Here is a 20,707-nt window from a genome sequence, read left to right on the forward strand (position 1 = left end):
GTGGTGGGCCTGCCCGGTCGATGCGGCAGCGCCGTGAGTCGACGCACCGGGCGTCGCGACGGGGCGAACCTCGGCTGCCGCGGCACCAGCCCGCGCCCCGAGCCGCGGCCGGGGGCGGTCCCGGGGCGAGGGCGGGGACGCCCGGCCGGCCGACGTAGGCTGAAGGGGTTCGACCCTTCAGAATCGCGGAGCACCTTTGAGTCAGCAGAGCCGTCGCCGTCCCTCCCAGCCCTACCGCCCCCCGCAGAAGGACCCCGTGCGGATCCTCGCCTTCGACGCACTGCGGGCCGTGGACGAGCGTGACGCGTACGCCAACCTCGTCCTGCCCCCGCTGCTGCGCAGGGCGCGCGAACAGGGCGACTTCGACAGCAGGGACGCGGCGCTCGCCACGGAGCTGGTGTACGGCACGCTGCGGCGCCAGGGCACCTACGACGCGATCATCGCCGAGTGCGTCGACCGGCCGCTGCGCGAGGTCGACCCGCCCGTCCTCGACGTACTGTCGCTCGGTGCGCACCAGCTGCTGGGCACCCGCATCCCAACGCACGCCGCGGTGTCGGCGAGCGTCGAGCTGGCCCGGGTCGTCCTCGGCGACGGCCGGGCCAAGTTCGTGAACGCGGTGCTGCGCCGGGTCTCGCAGCACGACCTCGACGGCTGGCTGGACCGGGTCGCGCCGCCCTACGACGAGGACCCCGAGGACCATCTCGCCGTCGTCCACTCCCATCCCCGCTGGGTCGTCTCGGCCCTGTGGGACGCGCTGGGCGGCGGCCGCGCCGGGATCGAGGACCTGCTGGAGGCCGACAACGAGCGGCCCGAGGTGACGCTGGTCGCCAGGCCCGGCCGGTCGTCGGCGGGCGAGCTGCTCGATCTGCTGGGCGAAGGGGGCGGGCTGCCCGGGCGCTGGTCGCCGTACGCCGTGCGGCTCGCCGAGGGCGGTGAGCCGGGCGCTCTCGACCCCGTGCGGGAGGGACGAGCGGGGGTGCAGGACGAGGGCAGCCAGCTCGTCGCGGTCGCCCTCGCGGGCGCGCCGCTCGACGGCCCGGACGAGCGCTGGCTGGACGGCTGCGCGGGCCCCGGCGGCAAGGCCGCCCTGCTGGGCGCGCTGGCCGCCGAGCGCGGCGCCGTCCTGGTCGCGGCCGAGAAGCAGCCGCACCGGGCCCGTCTGGTCGAGCGGGCGCTGGCCGGCAATCCCGGCCCGTACCAGGTCGTGACTGCCGACGGCACTCGCCCGGCCTGGCGTCCGGGCACCTTCGACCGCGTCCTCGTCGATGTGCCGTGCTCGGGCTTGGGCGCTCTCCGGCGCAGGCCCGAGGCCCGCTGGCGCCGCCGCCCCGAGGACCTGGACGGCTTCGCCCCGCTCCAGCGGGCCCTGCTGCGCGAGGCGCTGGAATCGGTACGGGTGGGCGGAGTGGTCGGGTACGCCACGTGCTCGCCGCATCTCGCCGAGACCCGCGCGGTCGTCGAAGACGTCATCGAGGCGCGCGGCGGGTCCGTCCGGGCCGAGTGGATCGACGCCCGTCCCCTGATGCCCGGCGTACCGGCCCTGGGAGACGGCCCGGACGTCCAACTGTGGCCGCATCTTCACGGCACGGACGCGATGTACCTGGCACTGCTGCGCCGCACGGCCTGACGCCGCCGGAGACCGGCGCGTCACCGCGTCACCGCGTCGCACGCCGCAGCGGGCCGGCGGCGCGTCCCGGTTCAGCGCAACGTGCGGCAGATCGGCGCGTCCGGCGTCCTGGACGGTCCAGGGCGGCCGGTCGGGGCGCTGCCGGCGGCGTACTCGTCGGTCGTGCACCGGGGCTCGGGGCGGCCGTGCGCGAAGTCGCCCCCTCCTGCGCCCGGGGACGAACGGTCCAGGCACACGGTCCGGCCCGCAGCGCCGAGGAGCCCGTCCGCCCCGGCACACAGGGCGGCGGAGAGGGCGGCACCGCGCAACGCCGCAGCCGGCCGGGAAGTACCGCGGTGGGCGCTGGAGTTCGTGTGACCGGAAGCCCGGTCGCGGCCGGGGTCGGCCTGTCGTTCGTCGCGGACGGCCTCGTGGGTGACGCGGGACGGGCGGAGCCCGTCCCCGCCGGACAGACCGGCGCCGCCGTCCCGCCGAGTGCCGCCGACGGGGATCCCGGTCCAGTCGATTCCCTCGACGATCACCGCCAGATCGGCGTCGGCCTCCCGGAGGTTCAGGTCCCCGAGGCGCTGGGAGGCGGCGAACCAGCAGTGCCGGTCCCCGAGACCCCGGTCGGGGTCGTTTAGGACGAGGCGGCGCACCGCCATGCGGCCGCGAGGGGTACGGCCGCAGCCGCCCCGCCCGGGAGGACCTGCGCCCGCGGACGGCGCGGCCGGCCCGCGCACGGCGGCGCCGCTGCCGTTCGACGGTCCTGCCGGCCGGTCCGCCGAATCCCGTGCGAGGCCATCGGACGGTGCGGAATGCCGGAATCGTGGCGACTGGTGCGCCCCGCGCGGCCGGCGGTACCGAGGAAAGGGCGGCTTCCGCCGGCTCCGAGGCCGGGAAGTACTCCGGAGCATGGCAGTCTTGGCACATGGCCCAGATCAACCCCAGCATCCTGTCCGCCGACTTCGCCCGACTCGCCGAGGAGGCGAAGGCGGTCCGAGGTGCCGACTGGCTCCACGTCGATGTCATGGACAACCACTTCGTGCCCAATCTGACGCTGGGGATCCCGGTCGTCGAGTCGCTGAGCCGGGCGACGGACACCCCGCTGGACTGTCACCTCATGATCGAGAGTCCGGACCGCTGGGCTCCCCAGTACGTGGAGGCCGGTGCCGGGTCCGTCACCTTCCACGCGGAGGCCGCCGCGGCACCGGTGCGGCTGGCGCGGGAGATCCGGGCCAAGGGCGCGCGCGCCTCCATGGCGCTCAAGCCCGCCACGCCCATCGAGCCGTACGAGGACCTGCTGCCCGAGCTCGACATGCTGCTGGTCATGACCGTGGAACCGGGCTTCGGCGGCCAGGCGTTCCTCGACATCATGCTCCCCAAGATCCGCCGTACCAGGGAGCTCATCAACAAGCACGGTCTGGAGCTGTGGCTCCAGGTCGACGGCGGCGTCTCCGAGTCCACGATCGAGCGGTGCGCCGAGGCCGGCGCCGATGTGTTCGTCGCCGGATCCGCGGTCTACGGGGCCGAGGACCCGGTGCAGGCCGTCCGGACACTGCGCGAGCAGGCCGACCGGACGATCGCGTCGGCACCCTGGGCGTGCAACCACTGAGCCACAGCTCGGTGAACGGGGCCCTACCGGGCTGATCAACATCACCCGGATCTGTCAGGATGGCGGTTCCGGAGTGTGAACAGCAGTGAGGAGAACGCGGTGTCTGCTATGTCGGCGGGACGGTCGGCCCTGCGGATGGGACCCGCGGAGCTGGTGCAGGCGGCGGCCATGGCCCGACGCTTCTATCTCGAGGGCAAGTCCAAGATCCAGATCGCCGAGGAGTTCGGCGTCAGCCGCTTCAAGGTGGCCCGGGTCCTGGAGACCGCGCTCGAACGCGATCTGGTACGGATCGAGATCCGCGTCCCCGCCGAGCTGGACGCGGAGCGCTCCGACGCGCTCCGTGCCCGCTACGGACTGCGGCACGCGGTGGTCGTGGAGTCCCCGACCGAGGGCGAGGACGAGTCGCCCGACCCGGAGAACCTCGGCGAGGTCGCGGCGGATCTCCTCGGTGAGCTCGTCACCGAGGGAGACGTGCTGGGACTGGCCTGGGGCCGCTCCACGATCCACATGGCGGCCGCGCTCGACCGGCTGCCGCCCTGCACGGTCGTCCAGCTCACGGGGGTGTACGACGCCGGGACCGCGGAGCGCGGCTCGGTCGAGGCGGTGCGGCGCGCCGCACAGGTGTCCGGCGGCGAGGCGCACCCCATCTACGCGCCGATGCTGCTGCCGGACCCGGCGACGGCCGCCGCGCTGCGGAACCAGACGGGCATCGCCAGGGCTTTCGAGTACTTCGACAAGGTCACGGTCGCCTGTGTCTCGATCGGCTCGTGGGAGCCCGGCATCTCGACGGTGCACGACATGCTGAGCGACGAGGAACGGGCGCACTACGCCTCGCTCGGCGTCGCGGCCGAGATGTCCGCCCATCTGTTCGACGCCGACGGCCGGCGTGTCGGCCGTGACCTGGGCGAACGCTGTATCACGGTCGAGGCCGACCGGCTGCGCCGCATTCCCGAAGTGGTCGCCATCGCCGGCGGTCAGCGCAAGGCGGCGGCGATCGGGGCGGTTCTGCGGTCCGGGCTGGTGACCAGCCTGGTGACGGACACCGCAGCCGCGGACTACCTGCTCACGGAGTCCCGCCCCGCACCACGCCCGGCGCTGGAGCGGGCCGACCCCGACGACTGACCGGCACGGATCCGGTCCCGGCCGAAGTGCACCGCCACGGCCCGTGCCGCCTGCCGCGCACGGGCCGTGGCGGGTGGGAGCGGCGGGTACGGATCCGCCGTCGGCGGCACGGATCCGCTCGGCCGCGGAACGGCGCACCTGCCCGCCTGCGGGGTCCGTGTACCCGCCGGCGCGGCTCACGACCCCGCCGGGACCAGCCCGTACAGCCGCGCCGCGTTGCCCGCGGCCAGCAGACCCGCGATCCGTGCCGCGTCCCGCTCCGACCAGGCACCGGAGGACGTCCAGTCGTCGGTGAGCCGGGTGAGCGCGTCCTCGAACACCCTGGCGCCGACGAGGTAGAGCTCCGGCAGCCCGTACGCGTCGCTCGAGTACAGCAGTTTGCCGAACGGGGTGAGCTCCAGTGCCTCGGCGAGCACGGCGGCAGCCCTGACGCCCGTGTGGGACAGGGCGAGACCCACATCCGCGTACACATGAGTGAACGCGTGGGCGAGGTAGGCGGCGTTCCGGTGGTACGGGTAGCCGTGCAGCAGCACCAGCGGGCAGCCGTGCGGGGCGACGGCCCTGATGAAGTCCGTCAGCAGCAGCGGATCACAGCGGTCGAGCCGCAGATCGGGGTCGCCGAAGCCCGTGTGCAACTGGAGCGGCAGTCCGGTGCGGATCGCCGCCCAGAGCAGATGCCGCAACAGCACCGGGTCCGTGAGCCGCCCACCGGGGCCGCGTTCCGCCAGCCAGTGGGCCGCGGCCGCGTGGACCTCGGCGGCGTCGGGCGGATCGGGGTCCAGCCCGAGCCCGTACCGGTACGCCGCGACCGACTTGAAGCCGATGGCCGTGCGGGCCGAGGCCACGACGGCGTGGTCGAACACCTCCACGAAGCCGGCGGCGTCGTTGCTCGCGTCCGCCACGCGCTCGGCGAGCGACTCCAGACGCACGACCACGCCCGCGTCCGCACCGCCCAGCTCCGCCAGCTCGGCGGGCCCGGTGAGGTCGCCCGGCAGCCCGGTGTCCACCAGATAGGTGCCGGTGCCGCTCGCCCGCAGCAGCAGCCGCGTCGCCTCCTCGGGCCCCAGTTCGCGACGGCGCTCCAGATAGCGCTCCGGTGGGCAGTGCGCCTCCAGGCCGAGCAGGGGCGGACACCAGCGGAGCACGGCGAACCCCAGCTGGCTGTCGAAGAAGCTCGTACCGGGCGCGGGCGGTGCGTCCGACTCGGTCAGGAACGAGGCGAACCCGTCCCGTGCCGGTGAGTGCCGCAGCACCCCGTGGCAGTGGTGGTCGACGAGCGGGGGCAGCGCGAGGGGCATTCAGTACCGCCCCCGGGTGGCATCGGCGATCTGCTGCGGGGCCCTGCCCGCGAACAGTTCGCTCTCCGCACGGCGCACCGCCGCGATCGCCTCGAAGAGCGCGTCGCCGAGCGCCTCACGCAGCAGGTCAGAACGTTCGAAGTGCTCCAGCGCCTCAGGAAGCGACCGGGGCAGCCGCTCGGGCCCGGTGCGCGTGCTCTCCCGGAGGGCTTCCCCACCGGTCGGCGACGGTTCGCCGGCGACCGCCGCGTCTCCGAGCGCGGCCGGGCCGCCCGTCACCGCCGGGTCGCCCCGCACCGGCTCCGGGAGCTTCGCGCCCGCCGCCATGCCCGCCAGCCCGGCCGCGATCACGGCGCCCGTCACCAGATACGGATTGGCCGCCGGGTCGAAGCACTTCACCTCCGCGTTCGCACCCTCCGGATCGTCGGGCGCGCCGGTGATGAACCGCAGTGCCGCCTCGCGGTTCTCCAGCCCCCAGCACCGGAACACCCCTGCCCAGTGGGACGGCTCGAGGCGGAGATAGCTCGCCGGTGTCGGCGCTCCGATGGCGAGCAGCGCCGGGAGAGCGTCCAGCACACCGGCGAGGAACGACTCACTGTCACCGGACATCCCGAACGGGCCGTCCCCGCCCCGGCACAGGTTGCGGCCGTCCCGCCACAGGCTCAGATGCAGATGGCCCCCGTTGCCGACACCGCCCGCCTCCACGGCGGGGCCGAACAGGGCGGTGAGTCCGTGCCGCAGGGAGACCGCACGGACCGTCTCGCGCACGAGCACGGCGAGATCAGCCGCCCCGACCGGATCCGCCGGGGCCACGGAGACCTCGAACTGCCCGACGGCGTACTCGGGATGGATCTGCAGCACCTCCACACCCTGGGCTCCCAGTGCGCGCAGCACCTCGTCCACGTAGTCGGAGAGCTCGACGACGCGGGCCATCCCGTACGCGGGGCCCTTCCACGGGTACGTGCCGTCCCGTTGCACGATCCACTCGGTCTCGAAGCCCATCCGCAGCTCGACGCCCCGGTCGGCGGCCCGCCGCGCCATCCGGCGGGCGAACAGCCGCTGGCAGGCGGCGTAGGGCCGGCCCTCCTGGTCGTAGCGGTCGACGGGGGCCCAGGCCCAGCCCGGCTGGGCCGCGAGCACGGTGAGCCGCTCCAGGTCCGGCACCAGTCTCAGATCGCCGTCCGGGCCGCCGATATGCGGGCTGGTGGTGATCGAGTCGTCCACCAGGTAGACGTCGAACACCGGGGACATGCCGACCCCTCGGGCGGCGGCATGCGCGAGGCGGCCGGTGGGGACCGCCTTGACCCTGGTGAGACCGGCATTGTCCACCCAGGTCAGGGCCACGCCGTGGACGTTCTCGGCGTCGAGCCGGGCGGCCTCACTGCGGGCCGCGTGCTGAGTCTCGTCACTGTGCTGCACGGGGCATTCCCTAGCCGCGCGGGACCGTCCTCACCGCCTCCGCCGGCCCGGCGTGACAGCATCGGCGGCATGCCGAACCGGCCCCCGCGGTTCCTCCTCGTACTGCTGTCGGCCCTCATCGCCCTGCTGCCGACCGGCTGTTCGGACGCCGGCGCCGGCTCGGGGACCGGGACGGCGGCGAACAGCCCCGCGGTCCCGGCGCCCGCCGGACTGTCCACCGTCCGGGTCGCCGACCTGCCTCCGGAGGCCCGTGAGACCCTGCGGCTGATCGACGACCGCGGACCCTTCCCGTACCGCAAGGACGGCAGCACCTTCGGGAACTTCGAGGGGATCCTGCCCGAGCGGGAGCGGGGCCACTACCGGGAGTACACCGTCCCCACGCCGGGGGAGCGCGATCGGGGCGCACGCCGCATCGTCACGTGCCGGGAGGGGGAGGTCTACTACACAGACGACCACTACGAGACGTTCAGGGTGGTACTCCGATGAGAAACGATCCCCTCGCCGCACTGTTCGGTGCCACCCCGGGGCGGAACATCACCGTGCTCGACCTCCACGGCGTCACCGACAAGAAGACCTTCATGGAGCGCTGCGCCGGCGACCTGGGGCTCCCCGCGTGGTTCGGCCGGAACTGGGACGCCTTGGCCGACTGCCTCACCGACCTCCCCGGCGAGGAGGGCACCCTCGTGCTCGTCTGCCGGTGGCAGGGGTACGCCGCCGCCCGGCCGGGGGAATGGGCGATCGCCCAGGAGGTCTTCACCCACGCCGTGGACACCATGCCGGGGCAGCTCGCCGTGCTGCTCGCCCTTGGAGGATCCGACGAGAGGGTGACCCGCAGTGCTGGATGATCGGCCCGCACGGTCCGACCCCCGGCTCATGGGAGAATGAAGTACGTGCGTTTTCTCCCGGGCGAGTGTCCGGGACCCCTCCGAATCGACTGGGATGTTCAGCACGTGCGTTTCCTCAACGACATCAAGCCGCCGTACGACCTGACGTACGACGACGTGTTCATGGTGCCGAGCCGCTCGGCCGTGGGCTCCCGTCAGGGCGTCGACCTCGCTTCCCCCGACGGCACGGGCACCACCATCCCGCTGGTCGTCGCCAACATGACCGCGATCGCGGGCCGCCGGATGGCCGAGACCGTCGCCCGCCGCGGCGGTCTGGTCGTCATCCCGCAGGACATCCCGATCGACGTCGTCACCGACGTCATCACCTGGGTGAAGACGCGTCACCTGGTGCTCGACACACCGATCGTGCTCACCCCGCACCAGACGGTCGCGGACGCGCTCTCGCTGCTGCACAAGCGGGCCCACGGGGCGGGCGTCGTCGTCGACGAGGAGCAGCGGCCCGTCGGCGTCGTCACCGAGCACGACCTGTCCGGCGTGGACCGCTTCACCCAGCTGGCCGAGGTGATGACGAAGGACCTGCTGCTCGTCGACGCCGACATCGATCCGCGCGAGGCGTTCACCAGGCTCGACGGAGCGAACCGCAAGCTCGCGCCCGCCGTCGACGGGGACGGCCGGCTCAGCGGCATCCTGACCCGCAAGGGAGCCCTCCGCGCCACGCTGTACACGCCGGCCACCGACGCCGACGGCAAGCTGCGCATCGCCGCCGCCGTCGGCATCAACGGCGATGTGGCGGGCAAGGCCAAGCAGCTCCTCGACGCCGGCGCGGACACGCTCGTCGTCGACACCGCGCACGGCCACCAGGAGTCGATGATCGCGGCGGTCAAGGCCGTCCGCGCGCTCGACCCGGACGTGCCGATCGTCGCGGGCAACATCGTGGCCGCCGAGGGCGTCCGGGACCTCGTCGAGGCCGGCGCGGACATCATCAAGGTGGGTGTGGGCCCGGGTGCCATGTGCACCACCCGCATGATGACCGGCGTGGGCAGGCCGCAGTTCTCCGCCGTCCTGGAGTGCGCCGCCGAGGCGAGGAAGTACGGCAAGCACGTGTGGGCCGACGGCGGTGTCCGCCACCCGCGCGACGTCGCCATGGCGCTCGCCGCCGGCGCGTCCAACGTGATGGTCGGGTCCTGGTTCGCGGGGACGTACGAGTCCCCCGGCGACCTGCAGCAGACCGCCGACGGCCGGCTCTACAAGGAGTCCTTCGGCATGGCCTCCGCGCGTGCCGTCCGCAACCGTACGAGCGAGGAGTCGGCGTACGACCGGGCCCGCAAGGCGCTCTTCGAGGAGGGCATCTCCACCTCGCGCATGTTCCTGGACCCGGCCCGCCCGGGTGTCGAGGACCTGATCGACTCGATCATCGCGGGTGTCCGCTCCTCCTGCACCTACGCGGGTGCCCGGTCCCTGGAGGAGTTCGCCGAGAAGGCGATCGTCGGCATCCAGAGCGCCGCCGGCTACGCGGAGGGCAAGCCGCTGCACGCCAGCTGGAACTGACGACCCGCCGTACGGCCGGCCTGAGCCGGTCCGTGCCGCCCGCCGACGGCCGTGGCCCCGGGGGATCTCCCCGGGGCCACGGCCGCTCCGGCCGGGTCTCCCGGGCTGCGGGCGTGCGATGCGGCGCAACAGGCGGGGGATCCCGCCGCGTGGTGGTTCTGCGTACCGCACCCACCGCCTCCGCACGTGCGGGGGCTCAGACGCTCCCCGCCGCCTCCCTCGCGCTCCACGTCCCCGCNCAGGCGGGGGATCCCGCCGCGTGGTGGTTCTGCGTACCGCACCCACCGCCTCCGCACGTGCGGGGGCTCAGACGCTCCCCGCCGCCTCCCTCGCGCTCCACGTCCCCGCGCTCGCTGCGGCCCGTGCGGGGGCGAAGCCCGACGCCCGGACGGCCCGGGTCACCGCGGAGGCCATCCGGGCGTGGCCGCTGTCGTTCGGATGCAGACCGTCCGCCAGGTCGTCCGCCGTCAGCAGACCGGCACCGGGCAGCAGGGCCAGCCGGTCGTCGCCGTCGGCGACGAGGTCCCGGACGGCCTCCTCCATCGCCGCGCGGAGGTCTGCCAGCGTCGCGCCCAGCGGATTCCGTGCCGTCTCCGCGTCCGGGCGCAGCACGGGGGAGACCAGCAGCAGTGGAGTGGTCCGGTGCCCTCGGCGGACGAGGGAGACGAAGGCGCGGGTCTTCTCGTACAACAGGGGAGCGGAGCAGGGGACGCCCGACCAGCAGTTGGTGCCGAAGGCGAGCGTCATCAGGTCTGCCGGAAGCGAGGCGAGCTGCTGCGCGGTCGCCAGTTCACCGCGGGCCGACCCCGCGTAGCCGAGGTTCACGCAGTCCAGGCCGAGGGCCCGGCCGGCGGCCGAGGGCCAGGCGTGCGCGGGGCGGGTGGACCACCAGCCCTCGGTGATCGAGTCGCCGTGGACCGCCCAGCGAGGCCGGCGCGGTGCCGGGAACACCCTGCCGCCCAGTCCCCGCACCCCGAGGACCACGGGCGCCTGTGACTCCGGCGGATGGACGGTGAACGGTCCCGGGCCGGGTGGCAGGGGGATCGTGACCGTAGCCTCCTCGGCGGGCTCGGTGAACCACTCGGCCGCACAGCGGTCGCCCTCCCACAGCGCGAAGCAGTGCGCGAGGTCGCGAAGCGCGTCGGTCGAGCCGGGCACCCGGGCCCGATAGCGCAGCTCGACCGCTCGGGCGCCGTCGGGAGCCGTGAACTCCAGCCGTACGCCGATCGGGAGCGCGGCGCGTTCCCGGGTGTCCCACGGCAGCCGGTCGAGATCGCCGGGGTCGGCCCTGACCGGACGCCCGCCGTCGAGCCAGGCCACGCCGCGCAGGAACGGTCCGGGGTCGAGCCAGTTCGGGTCCGGCGTCACGGATGCCTCCGTCCGGTCGGGTGCGGGATCGTACGCGGGACCTGACTCCTACCCCGCATGCGGCGAACGCTGCCTCCAGTCCGGCTGCGCCCCTCCGCGCCCCGCCGTCCGCCGACGGCCTCACCACCGGTGGCCGGTGACCGCCCCCGGGGTTACCGGGGGGAGCATTGCGCGGCCCGTGACCGATCGCGTAGCTTCTGCCCCTACCCGGCGGTAACCCGCTGGTCGTATGTCCCGAACGTTCAGGGGAGCCCATGCGCCGGCGATTGCGCCCTTCCACGGTCCGTGGCCGGATCGTGGCTCTCACCGTCGTGCCCGCCGTGGCCCTGCTGGCGTTGTGGAGTTTCGCCATGGTGTCCGTGACGGGCGATCTGCGAGCGCTGGTCCGGCTCCAGAGCGTGTACGAGACGTTCGGCACCCCCGTCGACACGGCGGTCGGACAGATCCAGATCGAGCGCCGGCTCGCCGCGGCCTATCTGGGCGCCGGGCAGCGGAACGCCGGGGCGGCCGACGCCGCCGCCCTGCTGGCCCAGCAGCGTTCGACCGACCGGGCGGTGGCGGCGATGCTCGACGCCGTCGGGGACCCGGAACGCCGCGAGGACCTCTCCGGCCGGCAGCGGGCGTCGCTGGACGCGATGGTCCGGGCCGCCGCACGCCTCGACACGCTGCGGGAGGAGGTGGTCGACCGCAGGCTCTCCTGGAGCGAGGCGGTCGACGCCTACACGGTGATCGTCGAGCCGACCTTCGACATCCAGTCCCAGCTCACCGCGCTGCAGGCCGGACAGCTCGCACGCGAGGCGCAGGTCGTGGTGGAACTCGTACGGGTACGCGAGTTCGTCTCCCGCGAGGACGCGCTCGTCGCCGGGGCACGGGCCGCCGGCATCCTCACCGACAGCCAGTACGACATGCTCACCGCCGCCATCGAGGACCGCCGGGTCTTCCACCGCACCTACGTGCCCGATCTGCCGGCCGACTCCCGGAAGCTCTTCACGGACTTCCAGCGGGGCCCCGAGTACCGGGCACTGACCTCGGGGGAGGACGCGCTGCTCCGGGCGGGTGCGGCGAACGCGGGCCAGGCCATGGCGGACGCCTCGTGGCGGACGACGACGGACCGCGCCGTGAAGCGGTACATGCTGCTGTGCACCGAGTCGGCCCTGAACGCGGCCGAACGCGGGCGTGCCTTCGCCTACCGCGAGATGGTCAAGGCTGCCGTCGTCGGCCTCACGGGGCTGGTGGCTGTCGGGCTCTCCGTCTGGCTCTCGGTGAGCGCCGGCCGCCGGATCGCCCGGCGGCTGGAGGAGCTGCGGGACGCGGCGGACGTCCTCGCCACCCGACGGCTGCCCGAGGTGATGGAGCGACTCGGTGCGGGCGAGGACGTCGACCCGGCCGCGGCGGCGCCGCCGCTCGACTTCGCCGACGGGGACGGGGAGCCCGACGAGATCGCGCAGGTGGGCACGGCCCTCAACGCGGCGCGCCGGGCGGCCGTCGAGGCGGCGGTGAAGCAGGCGACGCTGCGGCGCGGCGTCTTCGCCGTGCTGCTGAACATCGCACGGCGGAACCAGGCGCTGGTCCACCGGCAGGCGAAGCTCGTCGACACCCTGGAGCGCCGGACGACGGACCCCGACACGCTCGAGGACCTGTTCCGCATCGACCATCTGACGACCCGGATGCGGCGCCACGCGGAAGGCCTGATCATCCTCTCGGGAGCGGCGCCCGGACGGCGTTGGCGCAAGCCGGTGCCCCTCGTGGACGTGGTCGCGGCCGCCGTCGGCGAGATCGAGGACTACACGCGGGTCGTGGTGCCCCCGATGCCGGCGGTGGGCGTCGTGGCGGACGCCGTGGCGGACGTGGTGCACCTCGTCGCGGAACTGGTCGAGAACGCCACGGCCTTCTCGCCGCCGCACACCCAGGTGACGATGCGTACGGGCGAGGCCCGCAACGGCTTCGTGCTGGAGATCGACGACCGCGGCCTCGGCATGGACGGCGACGAGCTCGCCCAGGCCCACCGCACCCTGTCGCGGCCGGGCGACTTCGACCCGGTCCAGGACGAACGCCTCGGGCTGTACGTCGTGGGCCGTCTCGCCGCCCGGCACGGCATCACCGTCACCCTCACGCGCTCTCCGTACGGGGGCACCACCGCGGTGGTGCTGCTGCCGAACACGATCACCACCCCGGCGGAGCGGGAGCCTCGGCCGGAGCCGGCACCGGACTCGCTCCCGCTCCCCTCCTCCGCACCGGGGCGGGAGCATGCGGAGGCGGGCGCGGTGGCGGCGTACGGGGCCGGGACCTTCCCGCCCGAGCACGCGCCGGCTTCCGCGGACGCCGTGCTCCACGTCCTTCCCACGGGCGCCGTGCCGACCCCGGACGGGCCGGCGGCAGGGCGCGGCGGCGCCGCGCCTTCCGCAGGGGAAGGCACCACCGGCCCGCGGTCCGACGGCGAGGTCGCGGGTGTCCGGCCCGGCGGCGGTCCGGAGACAGGAGCCGGTCACGCCGCCGACGGTACGGGCGGGGGTCCCCGGCCCGGCCCCGGTACCGAGGAGGCAGACGTCCGACCCGGTGGCCCGCCGCGTCCGCTGCCCGCCCGCCGGCGCTCCCGCCCCCTGACGGCGGAGACGCAGACCGCCCCCGGGGCGGAGCGGCCCCCCGCCGGCCCGGCGCCGCGTCCGGACGTCGGGCGGGGCAGCGACGCGGCCCCGCCACGCACCGCGGCCGTCTCCGGAGCCCGGGCCGCGGGCGAAGCGCCCGCGCAGGATGATCCGGCGCCTCGGACGCTGCCCACCAGGATCCGGCAGGCGTCCCTCGCCGGCCCGCTGCGCGAGGGACCCGGCGGAACACGGCACGACGGGCCCGGAAGGCCGGAGAGGGAGGTCAGCGCCGAGGAGATGCGGGCCATCTTCGGGGCCTTCCAGCGAGGGCTCGACCGCGGACGGAGGAGTCGGCCCCGCGGGAGCGAAGCACAGGGCGGCCCGCCCGACGGGCCGGGAACCACGAACGACGAAGGGACGCACGACGATGGCTGAGCCGTACGACAGAGAGTCCGGAGGGACCGCCGCCGGTGGCCTCGGCTGGCTCCTCGACGACTTGCTCGCGAGGACCGACCACGTCCGGCAGGCCGTGCTGCTCACCGCGGACGGCCTGGTCACCTCCGCCTCCCGGGGCATGCCGCAGCGCGACATCGAGCACCTGTCCGCCGTGTGCGCCGGCTTCCACAGCCTCGCCAAGGAGGCGGGTTCCCGATTCGCGGCCGGGAAGGTCCGTCAGACGATGGTCATGCTCGACGACGCCTACCTCTTCATCACCCCGGCGGGCGACGGGAGCCGTCTCGCCGTGCTCAGCGACGCCGAGACCGACGTCGGGCAGCTCGCCCACGAGATGGCGCTCCTGGTGAAGCGCGTCGGCAGGCACATGACCGTCCCCGCGCGCTCGACCGCCGAGGCCCCCGACGCGTAGTCCCGTGAACGATCACTGGTACGAGGACGAGACCGGGTCGATGGTGCGGCCGTACACCGTCACCCGTGGCCGGACCCGTCCCGTCGCGGAGCACCACATCGATCTGATGTCGCAGGTCAGGGCCGTGGACTGGGACAAGCCCGAGCCACGACTCGACCATGCCCGCAGTGCGCTGCTGGAGTTGGTGCGCCGTGCGCCGCGGCCCGTCGCCGAGGTCGCGGCGGACGCCGACATGCCGCTCACGGTCGTCCGGGTCCTGCTCGTGGACCTGGTGGAGGCGGGTCTGGTGCGGATCGCCGAGCCGCCCGCCGCGCGGGGTGCCCACGATCCGTTCCTGCTGAGGGAAATAGCCGACCGGCTGCGCGAGATGTGAACACCTTTGCGCGGCTGTGCAATGTTCTCCCGTCGTCGCCCCCAGTACGCAACGATCTTGCGCGGGTGCGCAAAGCTCATGCATTACGGTCGGGAACGTCAACCTCGTAGGGTCCTGCCTGTACGTGGAGTGGCGGGGACCGTCTGCTCGGCGATCCCCCGCGCTCCGGGCTGCCCTCAGCCATGCCCGCGCCGGGCCGCCGCGGTCGCCGCCTCACCGATAGGCAGCGATAAGGAGCCTCCCCAGTGTTGGACCACGGCGCAGCGCCCACCATGACCCCCCAGAGGGATCCCGGTGGCCCCGCCCAGGGCCTCGGCAGCCGTCTGATGCGGCGCAAGCCCGTCGAGCAGCTCGTCTCCGAGGGCGGCCAGGGCGAAGGCGGCACGCTCCGCCGCTCGCTCACCATGTGGCAGCTGACCATGATCAGCATCGGTGCCACCCTCGGCACCGGTATCTTCGTCGTCCTCGGCGAGGCCACCCCGCTCGCCGGCCCGGCCGTCGCGATCTCCTTCGTGGTAGCCGGCCTGACCGCCCTGTTCTCGGCCCTGTCCTACGCCGAGCTCGCCGGCGCCGTGCCGGTCTCCGGCTCGTCCTACTCGTACTCGTACGCCACCATGGGCGAGCTGATCGCCTGGGTGTGCGGCTGGTGCCTGGTGCTGGAGTACGGCGTCTCCGTCGCGGCCGTCGCCGTCGGCTGGGGCGAGTACCTGAACGAGCTGCTCGACGGCACGATCGGGGTGACGATCCCGGACGCCGTGTCCGCGCCGATCGGCGAGGGCGGGTTCATCAACCTCCCCGCCCTCGTCGTCGTGCTGCTCGCCATGGTCTTCCTGATGGGCGGCGCCAAGGAGAGCGCCCGCGTCAACACGGTCATGGTCGTCATCAAGATCGTGACGCTGCTGCTCTTCATCGGCATCGGCTTCATGGGCATCAAGGCCGGCAACTACACCCCGCTCGCCCCGCTCGGCGTCACCGGCATCAGCGCCGCCGCGGCCACGCTGTTCTTCTCGTACATCGGCTTCGACGCCGCCTCCACCGCCGGTGAGGAGGCGAAGAACCCGAAGAGGGACCTCCCCCGCGCGATCATGCTGTCGCTGCTGATCGTCACCGTGCTCTACTGCCTCGTCGCCCTGGTCGCCGTCGGCGCCATGCCGTGGCAGGACTTCGAGGGCACCGAGGCGGCACTCGCGCAGATCATGAAGGACGTCACGGGCCAGAGCTTCTGGGGTGTGGTGCTCGCCGCCGGCGCCGTCGTCGCGATCGCCAGCGTCGTCTTCGCCGTGCTGTACGGCCAGACCCGGATCCTGTTCGCGATGTCCCGCGACGGCCTGGTGCCCAAGGTCTTCGCCAGGGTGAACGAGAAGACCGGTGCCCCGCGCGCCAACACACTGATCGTCTCGCTGTTCTGCGGCGTCCTGGCGGCCTTCATACCGCTCGGTGAGCTGGCCAACGCCACCAGCATCGGCACGCTCTTCGCCTTCGGGCTGGTCAACGTCGCCGTGATCATCCTGCGCTGGAAGCGCCCCGACATGAACCGCACCTTCAAGGTGATGCTCTTCCCGGTCACCCCGATCCTCGGATTCGGCTTCTGCGCCTACATGATGCTCAGCCTTCCCGGCATCACCTGGGTGTGGTTCGGTGGCTGGATGGCCGCCGGGCTCGTGTTCTACTTCCTGTACGGCCTTCGCCGCTCCCGGTTGGCAACAGCAGAGAAGTGATCCACCCCCTGTGCGACTGAACGATCTCGACGAACGCATCGTCCACGCCCTCGCCGAGGACGCCCGCCGTTCCTACGCCGACATCGGTTCGCTCGTCGGCCTGTCCGCGCCCGCCGTGAAGCGGCGCGTGGACAGGCTCCGGGCGGAGGGAGTCATCACCGGCTTCACGGTCCGCGTCGACCCGGCCGCGATGGGCTGGGAGACCGAGGGCTTCATCGAGATCCACGCACGCAGCAACACCTCGCCCGAGACCATCAAGCGCGGCCTCGAGCGGTACCCGGAAGTCGCGTCCGCCTCCACCGTCACCGGTGAGGCGGACGCGATCGTCCAGGTCTTCGCCTCCGACATGCGGCACTTCGAGCGCGTCCTGGAGCGGATCGCCGGCGAACCGTTCGTCGAGCGGACCAAGTCGGTCCTCGTGCTGTCCCCCCTGCTCAGGCGGTTCTCCTCGGGGGCACCCGCCTGAGTCCGCGGCGGCCCGAGCCCGCGGTGGGGGAGGCGGTCCCACCGGTACCGCGCGGGCCCCTCCGGTCCCACCGGAAGCCGTCGGGGGTGCCGACGCCCGAGGCGCAACGGATCACCGGCCCTCGCCGGATTCACGCAACGGATCGACACTCGGAACGCAACGGTCTCGCCTTGTCCCGGCGGTTGGCCGGAACGTACCGTTTTTGACGTCTCCCCGACACCCTCCCCACTCCTTCCGAGGTAGGTCCATGCCGCCGCTGCGCACCGCCCTGCTCCAGAGCTCCGGGACCCCCGGCGACGTCGCGAAGAACCTCGAGATCCTCGACACCCACGCGGCCCGCGCCGCCGCCGCCGGGGCCGGCCTCCTCGTCGCCCCGGAGATGTTCCTCACCGGCTACGCGATCGGCGCCGACGTGCACCGCCTCGCCGAGACGGCCGACGGCGCCGCCGCCGGGGCCGTCGCCGCGACCGCCGCCCGGCACGGGATCGCCGTCGTCTACGGCTACCCGGAGCGCGGCACCGGGCCCGAGGCGGAGACGGTGTACAACGCGACGCAGCTGATCGGTCCCGACGGCGCCCGCCTCGCGAACTACCGCAAGACCCATCTCTTCGGCTGCTTCGAGAAGCAGTGGTTCGCGCCGGGCGACGAGACGGTCGTCCAGGCCGAGCTCGACGGCCTTCGCATCGGCCTGCTGATCTGCTACGACGTCGAGTTCCCGGAGAACGTGCGCGCCCACGCCCTGGCGGGCACGGACCTGCTGGTGGTGCCGACGGCGCTGATGAACCCCTTCCGGTTCGTCGCCGAGAAGCTGCTCCCGGTCCGTGCCTTCGAGAGCCAGATGTACGTCGCGTACGCCAACCGCACCGGCCCCGAGGGCGACTTCGACTTCGCCGGGCTGAGCTGCCTCGCGGGCCCCGACGGCATCGTCCGGGCCCGCGCCGGCCACGGGGAGGACCTGGTGGTCGGCGACGCCGACCCGGCCCTGCTGGCCGCCTCCCGCGCCGACAACCCGTATCTGCGCGACCGCCGGCCCGGCCTGTACGGGCCGCTCGCCCGCTGAGACATCCCGCCCCGCCCCCGCCACACCAGGAGCAACACCCCATGACGTCCACGGTGCCCACCGCCGTCCCGCACACCGACGCGCAGCCGCCCATCACCATGTTCGGGCCGGACTTCCCGTACGCCTACGACGACTTCCTCGCGAACCCGGCGGGCCTGGGCCAGATACCCGCGACCGAGCACGGCACCGAGATCGCGGTCATCGGCGGTGGTCTCTCCGGCATCGTCGCCGCGTACGAGCTGATGAAGATGGGCCTCAAGCCGGTCGTCTACGAGGCGGACCGGATCGGCGGCCGGCTGCGCACGGTGGGCTTCGAGGGCTGCGACCCGTCGCTCACCGCCGAGATGGGCGCCATGCGCTTCCCGCCGTCCTCGACGGCGCTGCAGCACTACATCGACCTGGTGGGGCTGGAGACCAGGGCCTTCCCCAACCCGCTCGCCGAAGCCACCCCCTCCACCGTCGTCGACCTCAAGGGCGAGTCGCACTACGCCGAGACCATCGACGACCTGCCGCAGGTGTACCGCGACGTGGCGCAGGCGTGGAACGCCTGCCTGGAGGAGGGCGCGGACTTCTCCGACATGAACCGCGCCATGCGCGAGCGCGACGTCCCGCGGATCCGCGAGATCTGGGCGGAGCTCGTCGAGAAGCTCGACAACCAGACCTTCTACGGCTTCCTCTGCGACTCCGAGGCCTTCAGGTCCTTCCGGCACCGCGAGATCTTCGGCCAGGTCGGGTTCGGCACCGGCGGCTGGGACACCGACTTCCCCAACTCCATCCTGGAGATCCTCCGCGTCGTCTACACCGAGGCCGACGACCACCACCGCGGCATCGTCGGCGGCTCCCAGCAGCTGCCGCTGCGGCTCTGGGAGCGTGCGCCGGAGAAGATCACGCACTGGGCGTACGGCACCTCGCTCGCCACGCTGCACGTGGACGGGGAGCCCCGGCCCGCCGTGACCCGGCTGCACCGCACCGCGGGCAACCGCATCACCGTCACGGACGCCTCCGGCGACATCCGCACCTACCGGGCGGCCATCTTCACCGCGCAGTCCTGGATGCTGCTCTCCAAGATCGCCTGCGACGACTCGCTGTTCCCCATCGACCACTGGACGGCGATGGAGCGCACGCACTACATGGAGTCGTCCAAGCTGTTCGTCCCGGTGGACCGGCCGTTCTGGCTGGACAAGGACGAGCAGACCGGCCGTGACGTCATGTCGATGACGCTCACCGACCGGATGACGCGCGGCACCTACCTGCTGGACGACGGCCCGGACAAGCCCGCCGTCATCTGCCTCTCGTACACGTGGTGCGACGACAGCCTCAAGTGGCTGCCGCTGTCCGCGAACGAGCGCATGGAGGTCATGCTCAAGTCGCTCGGCGAGATCTACCCGAAGGTCGACATCCGCAAGCACATCATCGGCAACCCGGTGACCGTGTCCTGGGAGAACGAGCCCTACTTCATGGGCGCGTTCAAGGCCAACCTGCCGGGTCACTACCGCTACCAGCGGCGGCTGTTCACCCACTTCATGCAGGACCGGCTGCCCGACGACAAGCGCGGCATCTTCCTCGCCGGCGACGACATCTCGTGGACGGCCGGCTGGGCCGAGGGCGCGGTGCAGACGGCGCTCAACGCCGTGTGGGGCGTGATGCACCACCTCGGTGGTGCCACCGATGCCACCAACCCGGGCCCGGGTGATGTCTTCGACGAGATCGCCCCGGTGGAACTCCCCGAGGACTGACGCCCCTCCCGGGACCCGCACGCCGCGGGTCCCGGCGTGAACGAACCCCCGCCGCCGACCGCGATCCGGCCGGACCCGGGAGGTCACCCAGCCGCCGCCGGCCGGACACCCCGGCCGGCGGCGGCCCCGTGTGCGCCGGGTCCGGCGCGGTGGGTCCCGCGCAGGCCGCCCGTGTTCGGGCCCGGGTTTGCCGCCGACAGGCGGCATGCGACGGTACGAGACGCTGCCGCTGCCGGGAGACGCCGAGTCGCACTGCCGACTGCTGCCCGGTCCTGGCAGTGTGCTTCCGCGGTGATCGATGCAACGATGCTTCATCGGCGCGTTCGCCGCCACGGCGGAGTGGCACTGAAGGCCTGCCCCGATCTTCCGGTTCCAGCCTCTTCGGGCTGGTTCCTCCCACCGCTTCCCCGGATTCCCCCATCGCAGACAGGACACGGTATGACCGAACCCCGGGCGAGGCGATACCGGCACTGGGCCTCCCGCGCTCTCGCCACTGCGTTCTTTGCAGTGCTCGCAGGTGTCGGATTCCTGTGGACCGCGCTGGGAATCTCCGGGGGTGGAGCTGCCGTCGGCCTCATCGGTGTGCAGGGCAGCATCACCGTGACGGCCTGTGACACGCGTCCAGCCGCGAGAGGAGGCGACACCACCTACTGCCGGGGGACCTTTGTCTCGGCGGACGGCCGGATCACCGACAGACATGCCGAGACGGAACCCGCGGAAGCGCGCCCCGGGGACCAACTCAGGGTTCGCAGTGTGCTCACCGGCGTGTATACCGTCGAGGACATGTCATCAGAGGCTCACCTGCACATCCTGGGAATCGTCGGGGGTGGGATCGCGAGCGCCGCCGGGTTCTACGGGATGCTTCGCGCGCCGGCGCTGAGCGAAGTGCGGGCCTCATGGCGGTCGTGGTCCCGCGTGCGCTCTGGACGGTGAGTTGCCGTCGGCCGGTGACGGCTTCGGCTGTTCCGGCGAGAGTGGTACCCGGGGAGGACCGGCCGCTTGCGTCATCGAACGCCGCAAGCGTCACCGCGCCGTGGCACCGACGTACGACAGGCTTGCCGTCCGCTACGAGGCGACCGTGCG

The 20,707-nt window shown here is 73.0% G+C and carries 18 protein-coding genes; 14 read left to right on the plus strand and 4 right to left on the minus strand.

Going from position 1 to position 20,707, the window contains the following annotated elements; translation table 11 throughout:
• Positions 1–196 precede the first annotated feature (196 nt).
• The gene (locus QMZ92_RS15425; RefSeq protein WP_283297952.1) at positions 197–1,627 is read left to right on the plus strand and encodes an RsmB/NOP family class I SAM-dependent RNA methyltransferase; all 1,431 of its coding nucleotides are present in this window, start codon (positions 197–199) and stop codon (positions 1,625–1,627) included.
• 71 nt (positions 1,628–1,698) lie between these two features.
• On the opposite strand, the gene QMZ92_RS15430 is transcribed toward QMZ92_RS15425, so the two are convergent.
• Positions 1,699–2,271 carry a hypothetical protein gene (locus tag QMZ92_RS15430; RefSeq protein ID WP_283297953.1) on the minus strand — a complete coding sequence of 191 codons (573 nt, stop codon included), beginning with the start codon at positions 2,269–2,271 and terminating at the stop codon, positions 1,699–1,701.
• 266 nt (positions 2,272–2,537) lie between these two features.
• Between QMZ92_RS15430 and rpe the strand changes: the two genes are divergently transcribed.
• Together rpe and QMZ92_RS15440 are read left to right on the plus strand one after the other, a co-directional pair.
• Positions 2,538–3,221 carry a ribulose-phosphate 3-epimerase gene (rpe, locus tag QMZ92_RS15435; protein ID WP_283297954.1) on the plus strand — a complete coding sequence of 228 codons (684 nt, stop codon included), beginning with the start codon at positions 2,538–2,540 and terminating at the stop codon, positions 3,219–3,221.
• Positions 3,222–3,296: 75 nt separating this feature from the next.
• Positions 3,297–4,343: a sugar-binding transcriptional regulator gene (locus tag QMZ92_RS15440; protein ID WP_171053178.1), complete on the plus strand. Its 1,047-nt coding sequence runs from the start codon at positions 3,297–3,299 to the stop codon at positions 4,341–4,343.
• Between the two features lie 176 nt (positions 4,344–4,519).
• Here QMZ92_RS15440 and QMZ92_RS15445 read toward each other — a convergent pair whose 3' ends face one another.
• Positions 4,520–5,641 carry an amidohydrolase family protein gene (locus tag QMZ92_RS15445; RefSeq protein WP_283297955.1) on the minus strand — a complete coding sequence of 374 codons (1,122 nt, stop codon included), beginning with the start codon at positions 5,639–5,641 and terminating at the stop codon, positions 4,520–4,522.
• On the minus strand, positions 5,642–7,060 hold the full coding sequence (locus QMZ92_RS15450; protein ID WP_283297956.1) for a type I glutamate--ammonia ligase: 1,419 nt from the start codon (positions 7,058–7,060) through the stop codon (positions 5,642–5,644).
• 69 nt (positions 7,061–7,129) lie between these two features.
• Between QMZ92_RS15450 and QMZ92_RS15455 the strand changes: the two genes are divergently transcribed.
• From QMZ92_RS15455 to QMZ92_RS15465, 3 genes are read left to right on the plus strand one after another with little or no spacing between them, the layout of a single operon-like run.
• Positions 7,130–7,546 (plus strand): guanyl-specific ribonuclease, encoded by a 417-nt coding sequence (locus QMZ92_RS15455; RefSeq protein ID WP_283297957.1) that lies wholly within the window; start codon positions 7,130–7,132, stop codon positions 7,544–7,546.
• Positions 7,543–7,905 (plus strand): barstar family protein, encoded by a 363-nt coding sequence (locus QMZ92_RS15460; RefSeq protein WP_283297958.1) that lies wholly within the window; start codon positions 7,543–7,545, stop codon positions 7,903–7,905. The genes QMZ92_RS15455 and QMZ92_RS15460 overlap by 4 nt, the downstream gene beginning before the upstream one ends.
• 36 nt (positions 7,906–7,941) lie before the next feature.
• A complete protein-coding gene (locus QMZ92_RS15465; protein WP_283297959.1) occupies positions 7,942–9,453 on the plus strand; it encodes a GuaB1 family IMP dehydrogenase-related protein in 1,512 nt (503 codons plus the stop codon).
• Positions 9,454–9,759: 306 nt separating this feature from the next.
• On the opposite strand, the gene QMZ92_RS15470 is transcribed toward QMZ92_RS15465, so the two are convergent.
• Positions 9,760–10,821 (minus strand): GDSL-type esterase/lipase family protein, encoded by a 1,062-nt coding sequence (locus tag QMZ92_RS15470; protein ID WP_283297960.1) that lies wholly within the window; start codon positions 10,819–10,821, stop codon positions 9,760–9,762.
• A gap of 296 nt (positions 10,822–11,117) precedes the next feature.
• Here QMZ92_RS15470 and QMZ92_RS15475 point away from each other — a divergent pair, with 296 nt between their 5' ends.
• From QMZ92_RS15475 to QMZ92_RS15510, 8 genes are all read left to right on the plus strand, one after another.
• Positions 11,118–13,841, plus strand: coding sequence for a sensor histidine kinase (locus QMZ92_RS15475; RefSeq protein ID WP_283297961.1), 2,724 nt, complete (start codon positions 11,118–11,120; stop codon positions 13,839–13,841).
• Positions 13,834–14,271, plus strand: a complete 438-nt coding sequence (locus tag QMZ92_RS15480; protein WP_283297962.1) for a roadblock/LC7 domain-containing protein — start codon at positions 13,834–13,836, stop codon at positions 14,269–14,271. The genes QMZ92_RS15475 and QMZ92_RS15480 overlap by 8 nt, the downstream gene beginning before the upstream one ends.
• Positions 14,272–14,275: 4 nt before the next feature.
• Entirely contained in the window at positions 14,276–14,644 is a 369-nt protein-coding gene (locus tag QMZ92_RS15485) for a DUF742 domain-containing protein (protein WP_283297963.1), read from the plus strand.
• A gap of 245 nt (positions 14,645–14,889) precedes the next feature.
• Complete coding sequence (locus tag QMZ92_RS15490) at positions 14,890–16,362, plus strand: amino acid transporter (protein ID WP_502962059.1); 1,473 nt, start codon at positions 14,890–14,892, stop codon at positions 16,360–16,362.
• Between the two features lie 10 nt (positions 16,363–16,372).
• On the plus strand, positions 16,373–16,828 hold the full coding sequence (locus QMZ92_RS15495; RefSeq protein ID WP_138056358.1) for an Lrp/AsnC family transcriptional regulator: 456 nt from the start codon (positions 16,373–16,375) through the stop codon (positions 16,826–16,828).
• Positions 16,829–17,075: 247 nt separating this feature from the next.
• Positions 17,076–17,888 (plus strand): carbon-nitrogen hydrolase family protein, encoded by an 813-nt coding sequence (locus QMZ92_RS15500; RefSeq protein WP_283297965.1) that lies wholly within the window; start codon positions 17,076–17,078, stop codon positions 17,886–17,888.
• Positions 17,889–17,929: 41 nt separating this feature from the next.
• A complete protein-coding gene (locus QMZ92_RS15505; RefSeq protein ID WP_283297966.1) occupies positions 17,930–19,624 on the plus strand; it encodes a flavin monoamine oxidase family protein in 1,695 nt (564 codons plus the stop codon).
• Positions 19,625–20,062: 438 nt separating this feature from the next.
• Complete coding sequence (locus tag QMZ92_RS15510) at positions 20,063–20,557, plus strand: hypothetical protein (RefSeq protein ID WP_283297967.1); 495 nt, start codon at positions 20,063–20,065, stop codon at positions 20,555–20,557.
• Positions 20,558–20,707: the final 150 nt, after the last annotated feature.

The organism is Streptomyces sp. HNM0645 (genome assembly GCF_030056615.1).
In the GTDB taxonomy this organism is placed as follows: Bacteria; Actinomycetota; Actinomycetes; order Streptomycetales; family Streptomycetaceae; genus Streptomyces; species Streptomyces marianii.

Coding starts and splice junctions, on each gene's coding strand:
- QMZ92_RS15500 (WP_283297965.1), top strand. CDS start 17,076: ATGCCGCCGCTGCGCACCGCCCTGCTCCAGAGCTCCGGGACCCCCGGC.
- QMZ92_RS15430 (WP_283297953.1), bottom strand. CDS start 2,271: ATGGCGGTGCGCCGCCTCGTCCTAAACGACCCCGACCGGGGTCTCGGG.
- QMZ92_RS15510 (WP_283297967.1), top strand. CDS start 20,063: ATGACCGAACCCCGGGCGAGGCGATACCGGCACTGGGCCTCCCGCGCT.
- QMZ92_RS15445 (WP_283297955.1), bottom strand. CDS start 5,641: ATGCCCCTCGCGCTGCCCCCGCTCGTCGACCACCACTGCCACGGGGTG.
- rpe (WP_283297954.1), top strand. CDS start 2,538: ATGGCCCAGATCAACCCCAGCATCCTGTCCGCCGACTTCGCCCGACTC.
- QMZ92_RS15465 (WP_283297959.1), top strand. CDS start 7,942: ATGAAGTACGTGCGTTTTCTCCCGGGCGAGTGTCCGGGACCCCTCCGA.
- QMZ92_RS15455 (WP_283297957.1), top strand. CDS start 7,130: ATGCCGAACCGGCCCCCGCGGTTCCTCCTCGTACTGCTGTCGGCCCTC.
- QMZ92_RS15460 (WP_283297958.1), top strand. CDS start 7,543: ATGAGAAACGATCCCCTCGCCGCACTGTTCGGTGCCACCCCGGGGCGG.
- QMZ92_RS15505 (WP_283297966.1), top strand. CDS start 17,930: ATGACGTCCACGGTGCCCACCGCCGTCCCGCACACCGACGCGCAGCCG.
- QMZ92_RS15480 (WP_283297962.1), top strand. CDS start 13,834: ATGGCTGAGCCGTACGACAGAGAGTCCGGAGGGACCGCCGCCGGTGGC.